Origin of the sequence: Maridesulfovibrio sp. (genome assembly GCF_963677005.1) — a bacterium.
In the GTDB taxonomy this organism is placed as follows: Bacteria; Desulfobacterota; Desulfovibrionia; order Desulfovibrionales; family Desulfovibrionaceae; genus Maridesulfovibrio.
In genome coordinates this window covers 1,557,744-1,571,709 of the sequence record NZ_OY781616.1, presented here as the reverse complement: position 1 = coordinate 1,571,709, position 13,966 = coordinate 1,557,744, and the positions used below count along the sequence as shown (strand labels likewise).

The 13,966-nt window shown below is 51.9% G+C and carries 10 protein-coding genes; 5 read left to right on the top strand and 5 right to left on the bottom strand.

What is annotated here, in order from left to right:
- Positions 1-151: 151 nt before the first annotated feature.
- From ACKU4E_RS07185 to moaC, 4 genes are read left to right on the top strand one after another with little or no spacing between them, the layout of a single operon-like run.
- Entirely contained in the window at positions 152-1,459 is a 1,308-nt protein-coding gene (locus tag ACKU4E_RS07185) for a DUF4340 domain-containing protein (protein ID WP_320170400.1), read from the top strand.
- Positions 1,460-1,495: 36 nt separating this feature from the next.
- Positions 1,496-1,717, top strand: a complete 222-nt coding sequence (rpoZ, locus tag ACKU4E_RS07180; protein WP_320170399.1) for a DNA-directed RNA polymerase subunit omega — start codon at positions 1,496-1,498, stop codon at positions 1,715-1,717.
- Between the two features lie 3 nt (positions 1,718-1,720).
- Positions 1,721-2,833, top strand: coding sequence for a molecular chaperone DnaJ (dnaJ, locus tag ACKU4E_RS07175; protein WP_320170398.1), 1,113 nt, complete (start codon positions 1,721-1,723; stop codon positions 2,831-2,833).
- A 1-nt stretch (position 2,834) separates the two neighbouring features.
- Entirely contained in the window at positions 2,835-3,311 is a 477-nt protein-coding gene (gene moaC / locus ACKU4E_RS07170; RefSeq protein WP_320170397.1) for a cyclic pyranopterin monophosphate synthase MoaC, read from the top strand.
- Positions 3,312-3,739: 428 nt separating this feature from the next.
- Here the strand turns inward: moaC and ACKU4E_RS07165 are convergent, their stop codons facing one another.
- Positions 3,740-6,616 carry a pitrilysin family protein gene (locus ACKU4E_RS07165; RefSeq protein ID WP_320170396.1) on the bottom strand — a complete coding sequence of 959 codons (2,877 nt, stop codon included), beginning with the start codon at positions 6,614-6,616 and terminating at the stop codon, positions 3,740-3,742.
- Between the two features lie 443 nt (positions 6,617-7,059).
- Between ACKU4E_RS07165 and ACKU4E_RS07160 the strand changes: the two genes are divergently transcribed.
- Positions 7,060-7,710 carry a succinate dehydrogenase/fumarate reductase cytochrome b subunit gene (locus tag ACKU4E_RS07160; RefSeq protein WP_320170395.1) on the top strand — a complete coding sequence of 217 codons (651 nt, stop codon included), beginning with the start codon at positions 7,060-7,062 and terminating at the stop codon, positions 7,708-7,710.
- A gap of 81 nt (positions 7,711-7,791) precedes the next feature.
- Here the strand turns inward: ACKU4E_RS07160 and gatA are convergent, their stop codons facing one another.
- The 4 genes from gatA to dnaK all read right to left on the bottom strand — a co-directional run bounded on the left by gatA (position 7,792) and on the right by dnaK (position 13,945).
- Positions 7,792-9,255 carry an Asp-tRNA(Asn)/Glu-tRNA(Gln) amidotransferase subunit GatA gene (gene gatA / locus ACKU4E_RS07155; RefSeq protein WP_320170394.1) on the bottom strand — a complete coding sequence of 488 codons (1,464 nt, stop codon included), beginning with the start codon at positions 9,253-9,255 and terminating at the stop codon, positions 7,792-7,794.
- Between the two features lie 23 nt (positions 9,256-9,278).
- Positions 9,279-9,572, bottom strand: a complete 294-nt coding sequence (gene gatC, locus ACKU4E_RS07150; RefSeq protein ID WP_320170393.1) for an Asp-tRNA(Asn)/Glu-tRNA(Gln) amidotransferase subunit GatC — start codon at positions 9,570-9,572, stop codon at positions 9,279-9,281.
- An 86-nt stretch (positions 9,573-9,658) separates the two neighbouring features.
- On the bottom strand, positions 9,659-11,704 hold the full coding sequence (locus tag ACKU4E_RS07145; RefSeq protein WP_320170392.1) for a penicillin-binding protein activator: 2,046 nt from the start codon (positions 11,702-11,704) through the stop codon (positions 9,659-9,661).
- 327 nt (positions 11,705-12,031) lie between these two features.
- Positions 12,032-13,945, bottom strand: coding sequence for a molecular chaperone DnaK (gene dnaK, locus ACKU4E_RS07140; protein ID WP_320170391.1), 1,914 nt, complete (start codon positions 13,943-13,945; stop codon positions 12,032-12,034).
- Positions 13,946-13,966: the final 21 nt, after the last annotated feature.

Sequence of the window (13,966 nt, the reverse complement as noted above, 5' to 3'; positions counted from 1 at the left end):
ATTGATTAATATGGGCAGGAGTAATATCCGACCCCGAAGACGGGGTATACTGCCTTAAAAAAGGTTGACATGCAAGCTTATGGCGTTTATTTTGGTAAATTGCTCCATTGCTGAATAATGTTGCGAGTCTACAAATTCCAGGGTGCTGTCTGTGCTGAAAAGGTTCTTTATTTTTCTGGCTCTTGTTTCCATTCTCTGCGGAGCCTTTTTTTTGAACTCGCCTGATAAGCAGGTAGAGCAGGCAGAACCTGTATGGCCTGTTGTGGATACCTCCCGGGTTGACCGGGTGGACGTGTGTCTGCCGCAGAAAGACTGTTTTTCCCTGGTCAGGCGTGCGGACGGCTGGGATGTTGCGCAGCATGGGTGGAATATAAGTCCGGAAGCCGATCCCGACAGGGTGCGAGCCCTGCTGGAGGCTCTGGGACAGGCCAAAGCTTTGCGCTATCTGGGGCGCATGGCAGAAGGGCATGAGGCTGAATACGGACTCGATTTTCCTGCGGTACGCATTGCCACCGGCGGTGGACAGGAACTGGCCGTGGCCGTAGGGGCTGAGAATCCGTCCGGAGAAGGGCGCTTTGCTTCCAATTCCCGCGAGAAGGGTGACTTATTCCTGATTCCCGGAAGTTTTGTCAGGCAATGCGAATTCCCGGCCGAACATTATTACAATCTGCTCCTGCTGAGCGGTAAACCGGAAAATATCACATCCATATCTTTGGACGGCGGTTCGTTTCTGTGGACTCTTAACCGAGTTGACGGAAATTTTGTTTTTTCTTTTCCTGCGTCACTGAATGGGAAGATCGCCAGCAGCGGGGATGTGAACCTGCTTCTGCATTCCCTGCTGGAAACCCCGGCAAAAGGGATTGTTCCGGACGGCGTAAAGGAACGTGGATCGCAGGTTCTAAATATCGAAGTCGGTTTTTCCGACAAGAGAACAGAGAAAGTCGAGATATGTGAGCTTTCCGGCACTGTGGATTTTTTTCTGGCCAATTCCACTGTTCGCAAGGGAAATTTCGTGCTGAGCAAAGAACATTTTGAGCAGCTCGATAAAAAAGCTTTTCAGATGCGCCAGCGCACTGTGCTTTCCATTGAAACCGGGAAAGTAGGTTCCATGCGGGTCCTGCAGGGCAATCAGACCTTTACGGGGATGAAAAACGGCAAGACCTGGGTAAATTTCGAGGATAAAAAGCCGCTGTTGGGCATTGACATGTCATTATGGCGACTTAATGAATTAAAATTCGAGGCGGAACCGGCGGAGACCCTTTCGGCCAGTGCTGAAAAGGTCATGGAGCTTGAACTGATGAACGAGGACGGGCGCAGTCTTGTAACTGTAGACTTTTTCTCCGATCCGGAGCTCCCTACCGGCCAATGCTGGCTCTCGCTTGGCGACGGCAGCGGTTACTATCCTGTATCCGATAAACTGCTTGAAGACCTGCAGGGTCAGATTCCTCTCAGAAAATAACCGGCGATCCGGTCTAAACATCGTGTTGGAGATAACATGGCAAGAATCACGGTTGAAGATTGTCTGGCTGAAGTAGGTAACAGATTCCTTATCGTCCAGATGGCCATTAAAAGAGTGAAGCAGTACCGCGAAGGATACAGCCCGCTTATTGAATCCAAAAACAAAGAAATCGTAACCGCTCTCAGGGAAGTTGCCGCAGGCAAGGTTCTCCCGGAGGATTACCACACGGCTACCGGTAAAAAGCCCGGCGCTGAATAAGTCATGTCAAAACGTTGTTATTACGAAGTATTAGAAGTTTCAAGAGACGCTCAGGAAGGGGAAATCAAAAGAGCCTACCGCAAGAAGGCTTTTGAATTCCATCCCGACCGCAACCCCGGTGACGAAGAAGCGGAATCCAAATTCAAGGAAGCTGCGGAAGCATATGAAGTTCTGCGCGACCCTGAAAAAAGGAGCCGGTACGACAGGTTCGGCCATGAGGGTATGAACGGCGGCGGTTTCGGCGGTTTTCAGTCCTCAGAGGATATTTTCGGTGCTTTCGGGGATATTTTCGGGGATATTTTCGGTTTCGGCTCTGCCCGCAGTGCCAACCGCATGCAGGCCGGTTCCGACCTTCGATACAACCTGACCGTTTCTTTCCGTGATGCGGCCAAGGGAGCCGAAGTTGAGCTCGACATCCCGGTGACAGATACATGCGACGCATGCGGAGGAAGCGGGGCTGCTCCCGGCTCAACTCCGGAAACCTGTTCCCGTTGCGGAGGCCGGGGGTCAATCGAGCAGACTCAGGGATTTTTTCGTATTTCCGTTCCCTGTCCGACCTGTAACGGCAAGGGAAGGGTCAATACCGATCCGTGTCGTGAATGTCGCGGTTCCGGATATGTACGCAAGCAGAAGAATCTCAATGTCCGCATACCCGCCGGAGTGGACAACGGTTCCAGACTGAGGTTGCGCGGAGAAGGTGAAGCCGGGATCAACGGCGGACCTCACGGCGATCTGTATGTCGTGATTACTGTCGAGCCGGACAAGGTCTTCAGGCGGCAGGGTCAGGATCTTATCCTTTCCACCGAAATAACTTTCGTACAGGCCGCTCTGGGACATAAAATCGAAATTCCCACGCTTGATGAGCCTGTGGAAATGGATATCCCCAAAGGCACACAGTCCGGAGAGGTCTTTCAGCTCCGGGGGCTGGGCATGCCGTACCTTGGCAGCAATCACAAGGGAGATCTCCTTGTTGAAGTCAAGGTTACGACACCGACAGGTCTGAGCAGCAGGCAGGAAGAGCTTCTCCGCGAATTCGAGGCCCTTGATGAGGAGAAGCCGATCAAAAAGGTGAAAAAGTTTTTCAAGAAAGCCAAAGACAAGGTCATGGGTGAGTAAGATGAGTGAGTTCTCCCACATTGATGCCGACGGCAATGCCGTTATGGTTGATGTGTCCGGCAAGATGGATACAGTCCGTAAGGCTATTGCAAGAGGCAAGGTCATTCTCAATGAGAAGACGTTTTCAATGCTGCAGAAGCAGGCTCTGCCCAAAGGTGATGCTTTTGCCGCAGCCAAGCTTGCAGGTATCATGGGAGCAAAGGAAACTCATCGCCTCATTCCTTTGTGTCATCCACTGGCACTGAGTTATGTCGACGTGCGTTTTGCTGTTGACGAAAAGAACCTGACCATTGAAGTCGAGGCCGAGGCCCGTACCACCGGCAAGACCGGGGTGGAAATGGAAGCGCTGATTGCGGTTCAGATCGCAGCAGCAACCATTTATGATATGTGCAAGGCTGTTCAGAAGGATGTGATTATTTCCGACTGCAGGCTTGTGTACAAGGAAGGCGGTAAATCCGGAGTCTTCCGGGCCGAGTAGATTCAGCCTTTTATACAAAAGCAAAAACGCTGCTGTGCCCTTTGTCGGCATGGCAGCTTTTTTTTATTATGGCTATAGCCTTGGCTCCGCAGGCCTTTTGATCGCAGCAATTACTTTCAAGGTAATAATTTGAGACTATTAAGGATTCCAAAGGGGATTATCCATCTCTGCTCTCCATATCCCTAAGACTCGAAGCTAGCTTCTCGTCTAAGGGCTAGTGGGCCTTTGGCTGCCAGCGGCGAAATTAGTTTATTAAAAGCGCAAAGCGCAACAAATTCAATATCTTAAATGCATTTTTTTGTGGAGTGAAGGAAATAGCTTCTTTTTATTGGTCTGAAAGATTTTGAAGGGATGGAGCCGATGGAAGGGGAACCCTTGCGAAGGCTCCCCTTCCACTATTGTAGGCGGCAGAGTCAGATAAAACCGTATCAGGGCTTTACCGTCAGTGTGTATCTGCCGTCCCAGTTAATATATTTGTTTATTAATTCCCGCACCTGTGCCCCGGTCATTTGGCCGGCCTGCTCAATTATCCTGATGTCCAGATCCGGTTCGAACCCTTTGACCATAAGGCTGGCGGATTCGCGGCTGCGTGAGATCAGGCTTTGATGATCCTGAAAGTACTCGCCGTTAAGGATATTTCTGGCCCGCTCAAGCTCATTTTCGGGAAGGTCTTTTGACTTGAGTTTTTTAACCGTATTTTCGAATCCTTTCATGGCCTGTTCAAGCTGTTCCGGCTTGGTGCCGATGTAGAAAGCCATAAAACCTGTTTCAGGTGCCTGCCAGAGAAAAGCCGTCACCGTGTAGCCCAGTCCCTGCTTGTCGCGCAGATCGCGGAACAGGAGTCCGCTTTGCCCGGCAAGAGTGGCTCGCAGAAGAGAAAGCCCTGCTGTGGCTTCCCTGTCGGAGAGTCCGGGAACCGGGAAAATGACCATCAGGTGAGCCTGATTGCGCTCCGGAAGTTCCAGAGTAAGTTCTTTTTTGTCTCCCCAGTTTGCGGTCGGAAGTGTGGCAAGATCATCCTGTTTTACAAGTGTTTCATCAATTGCGCGGGCAAATTTTTCAATTGCGGCACGGTCGTAATCTCCGCAAACGGCGATAACGAACGGCCTTGATGCCTGCTTTTTCCAGTAACCGAGGACGTCTTCTTCGGTAAATTCGGCAACCCTTTTCTGCTTGCCCAGATGGAAGTAGGAATAGCATCCGTCCTTGAACAGGAATGGAAAAATATTCCTGAACGCGAGACTTAAGGGCCGATCTTCCTTGCGGTCGATTGAGGCAATCTGGTCCTGCCGTGCGCGGTCAAGTTCCTGGGGGTCGAAACGCGGGGAGCTGATCAGCTCCTTGATAAGCGGCAGCATGTCTCCGGTGAAACGGGATGGGAACTTGGAGTTTATGGCAAAAACTTCGCGTCCTGCAGTTGCGTCTATGGACGCCGCCCTGTCCGAGACAAAGTCTTCCAGTTCCGTTGCGTTCATGGATTTAGTCCCGCGGGTCAGGCTTTGCGCTGTCAGCGCAGCCAGCCCCTGCCGGTCTTTGGTAATGTCTGAGTCTCCACCCATCCAGTACATTGATATGGCCGTGTAGGGGAGTGTTTCATCGGGGATGAATACCAGTTTGCTGCCGTTGGACAGATTTATGGTTTCAGCTTTGCCCGGTCCGGAGAGGCTTTTTTCGGCAGAGGATTTGTTTTTGGCGGGCCAGAATTCGTTTACTGTTTTTTCGAATTTCCTTGCTTCGCCTTCTGTCCCTTCCGGTAACAGCATGCAGGCGGCCAGCTTTTCAGGAACGAAAAACTCATCATAAAGTTTCTGCAGTTGTTCGCGGGTGATGTTGCGCAGGTCATAGAGGTAGTTTTCTTCTGCCTGTTGGCCGCCTTCGAAGAATTGGAAGTAGCCCAGCTTCGAGGCCAGGCCGGAGAGGGTTTCCTTGGTAAGAAACAGGGAGTCTTCAAGGTTGAGCGCTACACGTTCCATCTCGCGGTCCGTGAACTCGTCTATATTTACGGAGGACAGTTCGTTCATGAGTTCTTTCCAGAATTCATCAACCTTGTCCGCATCAAGTGTGGCAAAGACATACAACATGCCCGCCCGTTCAAGGGTGAGCGAAGAAACCGAGATGCTGTCCACCATTCTCTTTTCGTATTTGAACTTACGGTACAGGCGGGAAGTCTCACCGCCGCCGAGAAGGTCGCACAGCATTTCAAGCCCGGCCGTTTTGGCGGAGTTCAACCCCGGAATGGGGAACGCGATGCCGATATATGCCTTGTTCCACTTGCCGGAAATAATCTTGACGGTAGTTGACCCTGTTGATTTCAGTTTGAAATTCGTGGGTGGGACTACGGGGTTTTTGTCTGAAATGGAGCCGCAGATGCGTTCCGCTTCCTTGACGACCTCTTCGGGATTGATTTTACCGACAACGGTCAGAAGCATGGATTGCGGCTGATAGAGCCTGTCGATGTATGCGTGGATGTCTTCGGAGGTGAGCCCCTTGACCGTATCCCGGTATCCGATGATCGGCCATTGGTAGCTTGTGCCGTTCCAGACTATGGATTGCAGGGTCTTGAAAATTCTGCTGCCGGGATTGTCTTCTCCCCGTTCGAGTTCAGAGAGGACTACTTCCCGTTCAGATTTGAGTTCCTCAGGATCAACTGCGGCGTTGAAGGTCATGTCGGTGACTATGTCCATGCCCAGTTTCCATTCCTTCTCCGGAACTTCAACATAATATACCGTGTAGTCGAAGCTGGTGGCGGCGTTCATATCTCCGCCCACGGATTCTATTTCCCGTGCCGTCTGACCGGGGCCGCGTGAAGTGGTGCCCTTGAATACCATGTGCTCAAGCAGATGGCTTATCCCGGCCTGCTTGGGGTCTTCGTACGCGGAACCCGCGTGCACGAACAGCCTCACATTAACCAGCGGAAAGCGGTTGTCCTGTTTGATCAGCAGTGACATGCCGTTTTTCAGCTTAATCACGTGCGGTCCGGTTCCGGAGGCCAGCGCCTGTGAAATTTCGGCACTCAATTCCGCATCAGCTGACCGCATGGCTTCCTGCGCTGTGGCGTCAGCAGTCCGGACCGCTTTTGCGGATGAATTTTCAGCGGAATTTTTCTGCGCAGGGCTTGCCTGTTCCGACCCTCCGGTTCCGTGCATGACCGCTGCGGCGCTTTCGGCTCTGCCTGAGTCTGTTTTTTCAATTCTGCATCCCGTGCTCATCAGCAGAACTCCGAGCAGCAGAATAAGGATGGGCAATTTTTCAAATCTGAATCCTTTGAGGACCGATTCGGTCCTGACGTTTTGTTGTGGGAACATGTCTTGTAAACTCCCGTATGTCAATCCGGTTGAGGTGAAATTTATAATCAGACTGGAGAAATCAAACAGCAATATACCTTGATGACAGGAAATATATTTAAGCATGTGAACAAGGCTGGTCAACGATTGAGCGCAGCTAAATACAGGACAATATTTGCCCCGGCTATAAATTATTGTGCCGCTGTGCTTTGTCCGCAAAAGAATCAGCGTGTAATTTCAATAAATACAGGCGAAACATCTCTGAAATATCATTTCAAAACGGTATTTTTAGGCAGCACTTGCTAAAAACGTAAAACAATTCGAAAGAATGCACAAAAACAGCCGGTTATCTTCGAGGGTGTATGTTTAAGTTGATTGACAAAACAACATTGCGGGGGGCATTATCGCAGGTCTCTGAATACCGGTTGCGAGGTATTTTAGTTCAATTATTAATGGAGGTGCTGATGTCTTTCAACTCTACCGTAGCTCCTGCCCGGCGGGGCAGGAGCGATGCGATCATGGATTGGTTGCAGATGTTTTCAGGAGTGGCTCTTATCATTTTTGTATTCATGCATATGAGCCTTGTTTCCAGCGTTATTGTGAATCCGTCCATTATGGATACAATCGCTGAGACCTATGAAAAGAATTACATGGCCCAGATTGGCGGGCCGATTCTTTTTCTGCTTTTCCTTTTTCATTTTTATCTTGCAGCACGCAAGATACCTTTCAGACTGGAAGGGCAGAAAACCATCTGGAAGCATGCCAGAATGCTTAAACACAGGGATACATGGCTTTGGGTTGTGCAGGTTGTTTCGGCTATGCTCATCCTTATAATGGGAGCCATTCATATGTGGGCTGTCCTCAGCGATCTGCCTATCACCGCAGCCCGTTCCGCTCATAGGATTCAATCCGGGCCGTGGATTTACTTTTATCTGGTCCTTGCTCCGCTTGTTGTTCTGCATGTTGTTGCCGGGCTTTACCGCATTGCGGTGAAGTGGGGATTCATCAAGGACAAACAGCGCGGCGGACTGAACAAGTTTGCAACCGGCCTTGCAGTTGTATTTATCTGCATAGGCCTGGCAACGCTGGTGCGTTTCATGACCATGAGCGCTTAGCGTCTGATTTGCTGACGGTAAAAAAGGCCCTGCACGTTTTTTCGTGCAGGGCCTTTTGGTTTTTTCTTTTCCGGGTGAAGCTTAGATCTTGACTCTGGGAATCGTGGGAAGATTCTGTTCAAGGACATGTGCTGCCTGAAGCATTGTTTTTTCTTCGAATGCCGGAGCCATTATCTGCAGCCCCACAGGCATCCCTGTATCCTTGCCGAAGCCTACCGGCAGGGACATTCCGGGCATCCCCACAAGGTTCAGGGAGATGGTGAAAATGTCCATGAGGTACATCTGCAGAGGATCAGCGGTAAGTTCTCCTACCGGAAATGCCGTAGTAGGGCACGCCGGTCCGGCTATGAGGTCGCAGGATTCGAATGCCTTGAGAAAGTCTTCGCGCAGCAGTCTCCGTATCTGGGCGGCCTTGCGGTAATAGGCATCGTAGTACCCGGCGGAAAGAACGTATGTGCCGATGATGATGCGGCGCTGCACTTCATCACCGAAAGCTTCGGTACGTGATTTGGTGTAGAGATCCAGAAGCTCCTTGGCATCTGAAGTCCGGTGACCGTAACGCACTCCGTCAAAGCGGGAAAGGTTGGAGCTGGCTTCCGCCATTGCTATTATGTAGTAGGTGGCAATAGCGTACTCGGTCATGGAGAGCTTTACCGGGACGGTTTTAGCTCCCAGTTCTTCGGCCCTGGCTATAGCTGCCCGGCAGGACTCGGACACCTCTTCGGAAATTCCTTCGCCCCAGTACTCTTCGGGCATGCCGATGGTCAGGCCGGAAAGATCTTTGCGTTCGGACAGGGCTGCTGCAAAGTCCTCCATGGGTTTGTCCACGGAAGTGGAGTCACGGCGGTCATGCCCGCCTATGACATTCAGTACCCTTGCGGCATCTTCTACCGTGCGGGTCATGGGACCGATCTGGTCGAGAGAGGACCCGTAGGCGATCATTCCGTAACGGGAAACACGGCCGTATGTGGGCTTAACCCCTACGCAGCCGCAGAATGAAGCTGGCAGGCGGATGGAACCTCCGGTATCTGTGCCGAGTGCGGCAAAGCATTGGCCTGCGGCAATCGTGGCGCCCGAACCTCCGGAAGAACCGCCCGGCACGCGTCCGGTATCCCAGGGGTTGGTGGTTGTCTGATAGGCCGAGTTTTCGGTTGTGGAGCCCATGGCAAATTCATCCATGTTCGATTTGCCGAGGATGATTGCTCCGGCTTCTTTCAGTTTTGCCACTGCGGTTGCATCATAAAACGGGACAAAGCCTTCAAGAATTTTGGAGCCGCAGGTTGTGGGAACACCCTTGGTGGTCAGTACATCCTTGATCACAACGGGAACGCCCCAGAGAGGCTTGGATGAATCCGGGCCTTGTGCATCCATTTTTTCAGCAAGGCTGATGGCTTCGTCAGCACAGACTGTCAGCAATGCTTTTGTTTCGGGTTCTGTCGCAGCAATCCTTTCTAGGCAGGCTTTGACTGTTTCAACAACGGTCACTTCCCTGCCCATAAGCATGGCATGAAGTTCTGTAAGAGATTTTTCTATGAGTGAGGACATTTTTATGATCCGTGAAGTTCAGGTTAAACAATTCTGGGGACAATGAAATACTGGCCGTCGGAATCCGGGGCATTGGAGAGTATTTCTTCCCTTGAATGTTCTTTGGTTATTTCATCCTTGCGCAGTACGGTAGTGTGTTCAACCGGGCTGAACATCGGTTCCACGCTGCTGGTATCGATTTCATTAAGTTTATCCATATAGGCCAGGATGTTGTTCAGCTGTCCGGCAAACAGGGCTGATTTTTCTTCAGACAGGTCCAGTCGGGCCAGGCGCGCCACACGGGCAACTTCCTCCAGATTGAGTTTGTCGTCACTCATTGAGGTCTCCTTATATTGTAAACATTATTTAATTTTATTCTGTTCTTACGCCTAATTGCTTCAGGCTGATTCTCAGGACCGGTAATCTACTGTCCGGCCGTTTCCTGTTTTGCCTTCAACTCTTCCTGCTTTTCTTCCCAGGCCTTCACGCGGGCTCCTCTTCTGGCCTTGGCCCGGGAAAGTGTCGTGCTTACGATTGATGCGTCAATGCGGGTTTTCCCATTCTGTTCCGGCCTGAAGAGGTAAAGATTCTGGCTGGCGTGTCCGTCCTTGGTCCAACTGATCGGAGCAAGACTGAAATCCATGTGCTGAGCCTCTGCGATCCTGCTGTTGACCGTCTCCGGTGTCCAGCCCGTGGAAAATGTTCCGAGCCTTCCGGCAAAACGGACAAAGTCATACCCCAGTGCAATCCAGAAATCAGGAGTACCGAGTCCTTCCTCGTTCATTGCTTCCTTAAGCCTTTCAGCCCCGTCACTAGCTGCCCACCATGCTCCGGGTGCAACGGTCAGCTTGAGGTTCTGAGCTTCCACATCGCGGGCGGAGTTCAGCGCCTGGCTCCACAGTTCTGGACCGAGGAAGACCAGTGTGTCGGCTTCATGGAAAAAGAAGTGGGGAATCAGCAGCTGTGCCTGATGCCAGGTGTCGGGAATGAATACAGCCCCGAAGTCCGGTTCCGGCAGGGGAGCGTCTTCACCCAGCCCCTCGGCAATGTTCTGGGCCTTTTTCTCCGGAGCCCGGACCAGTTTGCCTACAATCTTGCCCCATTTGGGAAAGTCGCTGGGGGGGTAGGATTCCATGCCGGTGATTTTCGCTCCGCGTTCGGATGCCAGGTCAAAGAAAATACGGGACATCTTCCGCCCGAATTTTTCCTGCGGATACAGGATTGCGAAATTGGTGATCCCGAGGTCATCAACAGCAAGATTGAGGGTAGAGCGAATCTGGTCTTCCGGGCTTGAAAAAAATCTCCAGGCATCCTTACCCTCTTCAAGATTGCCGGGTTTGGCCAGAAAAGAAAAGGTAACCTTGTCGGTATATATTCCGGCCTGTTCAAGTTCCTTGAAGGCAGTGACGCTGATGGGTCCTCCGATCACAGTGTACCACGGAGGCATGTTTTTGACCTTCTCAATCCATCCCGGAGATTCGGTGTTGATTACCTGCACGTCAATGTCCAGACCGGCTTTGGTCATCTCCCATTGTGCGGCTCCGGCACCCCGGATAATTTTCCAGCCGTATTCCTGAAAGCGTCCGGAAATGGGCAGGATAAGGGTTATGCCTACACGCGGTATGCCGTATTTGCCTTCAAGTTCGGCAACAATACCGCTGAACCATGTTTTATCTTCGATCTGTCCGTTCTGGATTATACCGGTCATAGTACGCCAGGACATGGGCCAGTATTCCTTGGCCTGTGCCTTGCGGACAGCCTGTTCAAAGCTGATCAGTTCGTATGGAAATTTCAGCCCCGACCCGGACGGAATCATTCCTGATAAGGAAGCAAGTTCCGCATCCGATTTATCGGCGAGTCCTTCAGTAAACCAGTGTTCAAGCTCCTTCTGGCCGTTTGCATCCGGGGCAATGGCATAAAGGCGCTCAAGGGCCGTGAGAGATTCGGCATTCTGTGCCATGGAAGAAAGACGTTTTCCGGATGCGGACCTTACCGCCCATGGCAGAAAAGGATCTTCCATGGTTGCGGAAAGGTGAGCGCGCAATCTGTCCGTTGCCTTTGTGGCAGTCAGCGTTTCATAATAGAGCTGTTGCCATTCGGGGGAGGATGTCGCTTCCGGGGAAAGTTTTTTCCATTGTTCAAGCCGGGCTTCGGCTTCATGATAATGGCCCGATTTGAAAGAACTCACGGCCAGTCGTTCGGTGGCCGGAAGAACCGCATTGGCGGGAATATCTTTTCGTTCCAGCAGTCTCGTGTAGAAGAGTTCGCTGGTTACGTAGTCCTTTTTCTGCCATGCCTGGTCAGCCTTCTGAACAAGTTCAGGGGTCGGCAGCATGTCTACTGAAATAGATGGAGATTTGACCTGGGGCTTCTGCAGACCAACGCAGCCTGCTCCGGCCGTGGCGAACAAGGCCAGCATGAACAGGATGCAAATCTGCGGTAACAGACGCACAGTCTTATCTTTTTTCATTGAATATCTCATGTGAAGTTTGTGTATCATGTAACCGGATTCGTCAAGGACTTGGGACAAATGGGTATTTTATTTTGATGATTTGATTTCGCCGCCGGAATGACAAGTTGTCATTGGCAGAAACAGGGGAGTGCGTCCCGGCTGTTTGTTCAAATTTATAAAATATTCCTTCCTGCCTGGGATGCTGGAGCATGTCGGTCCGACCATCATCCTCAGCATGCCGAAAGCATAAAAAAATCCGGCCCTGCCGCAGGGGCAAGGCCGGATAAAGTTATACCGAACCGGCGTGGCATGCAAGTGCCGGGGCCGTGTTTTTACTGGCTGGAATTAGTTCTTAACTTCGGTGAAGTCAGCATCGACAACATCGTCATCGTCCTTTGCGGAGCCTGCTGCGCCTTCGGGACCTGCAGCACCTTCTGCTCCGGCGGATCCGGCCTGATTCTGCTGTGCGTAGAGCTGTTCGGCGAGCTTGTGGGAAGCCTGTGCAAGAGCATCGGTTGCCTGCTTGATGGCATCAGGATCGTCGCTGTCCTGAACTTTCTTGAGGTCCTCAATCTTGGTTTCGATATCAGCCTTCAGGGCGGCGTCCACATTTTCGCCAACTTCACGCAGAGACTTCTCGGTGGTGTAGATCAGCGAGTCGGCCTGGTTGCGTGCTTCGATGAGTTCCTGCTTCTTCTTGTCATCATCGGCATGTGCTTCAGCATCCTTGACCATTCTTTCGATATCGTCTTCGGACAGGCCGCTGGAAGCAGTGATCCGGATGGACTGTTCCTTGCCGGTGCCCATATCCTTGGCGGATACGTTGACAATGCCGTTGGCGTCGATATCAAAGGTAACTTCGATCTGCGGTACGCCGCGGGGTGCTGCGGGAAGCCCGGTCAGTTCAAAGCGGCCCAGGGTCATGTTGTCTGCCGCCATGGGGCGTTCACCCTGCAGAACGTGGATGGACACGGAGGGCTGGTTGTCAGCCGCAGTCGTGAACACCTGGCTCTTGCGGGTGGGGATGGTGGTGTTCCTTTCAATAAGGTTGGTGAAAACACCGCCCATGGTTTCAATACCCAGAGACAGCGGGGTTACGTCCAGAAGCAGTACGTCCTTGACATCACCTGCGAGGATACCGCCCTGGATGGATGCGCCCATGGCAACAACTTCATCAGGGTTCACGGAACGGTTGGGTTCCTTGCCGAAGAATTCCTTAACCTTCTGCTGAACCAGGGGCATACGGGTCATGCCGCCGACGAGAATGACTTCGTCGATATCGGAAGCAGTGAGACCGGCGTCCTTGAGAGCTTTCTGGCAGGGAGCCTTGGTGCGGTCCACCAGGTCTTCAACCAGTTTTTCCAGCTTGGCGCGGGAAAGCTTGACCATAAGGTGCTTGGGGCCGTTCTGGTCTGCGGTGATGAAGGGCAGGTTGACTTCCGTTTCCATGGAGGAGGAAAGTTCCTTTTTGGCCTTTTCACCGGCTTCTTTCAGGCGCTGCAGGGCCATACGGTCCTTAGAAAGGTCAATGCTGTTTTCACGCTTGAACTCGTCCACGAGATATTTGATTACCGCGTTGTCGAAATCTTCACCGCCAAGGAAGGTATCGCCGTTGGTTGCACGTACTTCAACAACATTGTCGCCGACCTCGAGAATGGAAATATCGAATGTTCCGCCGCCGAGGTCGAATACAGCGATTTTTTCGTTGGCTTTCTTGTCGAAGCCGTAAGCGAGAGACGCTGCGGTCGGTTCGTTGATGATACGTTTTACTTCAAGACCGGCGATTCGTCCTGCGTCTTTGGTTGCCTGGCGCTGAGAGTCGTTGAAATATGCGGGAACTGTGATGACCGCTTCCGAGACTGTTTCACCGAGGTAGGTTTCGGCGTCCTTTTTCAGCTGCTGCAGGATGATTGCGGAAATTTCGGACGGGCTGTATTTTTTGCCGCCGATTTCAACCCATGCATCGCCGCCCTTGCCGTCCACGATGGGGTAGGGGCAGTGTTCGGACCATTTCTTGACGTCGGGAGAGCTTGCCTGACGGCCCATGAGACGTTTGATGGCGAAAACGGTCTTTTCAGGGTTGGTTACGGCCTGACGTTTGGCGATTTCACCAACGAGGCGTTCCTTGTCGGTGAAGCCCACGATGGACGGGGTGGTGCGGCCGCCTTCGGGGTTGGTTACGCATTTGGGGTCTTTGCCTTCCATTACGTAAACACAGGAGTTGGTGGTTCCGAGGTCGATTCCGATAATTTTGGACATATATAATTTCCTCCAGATAAA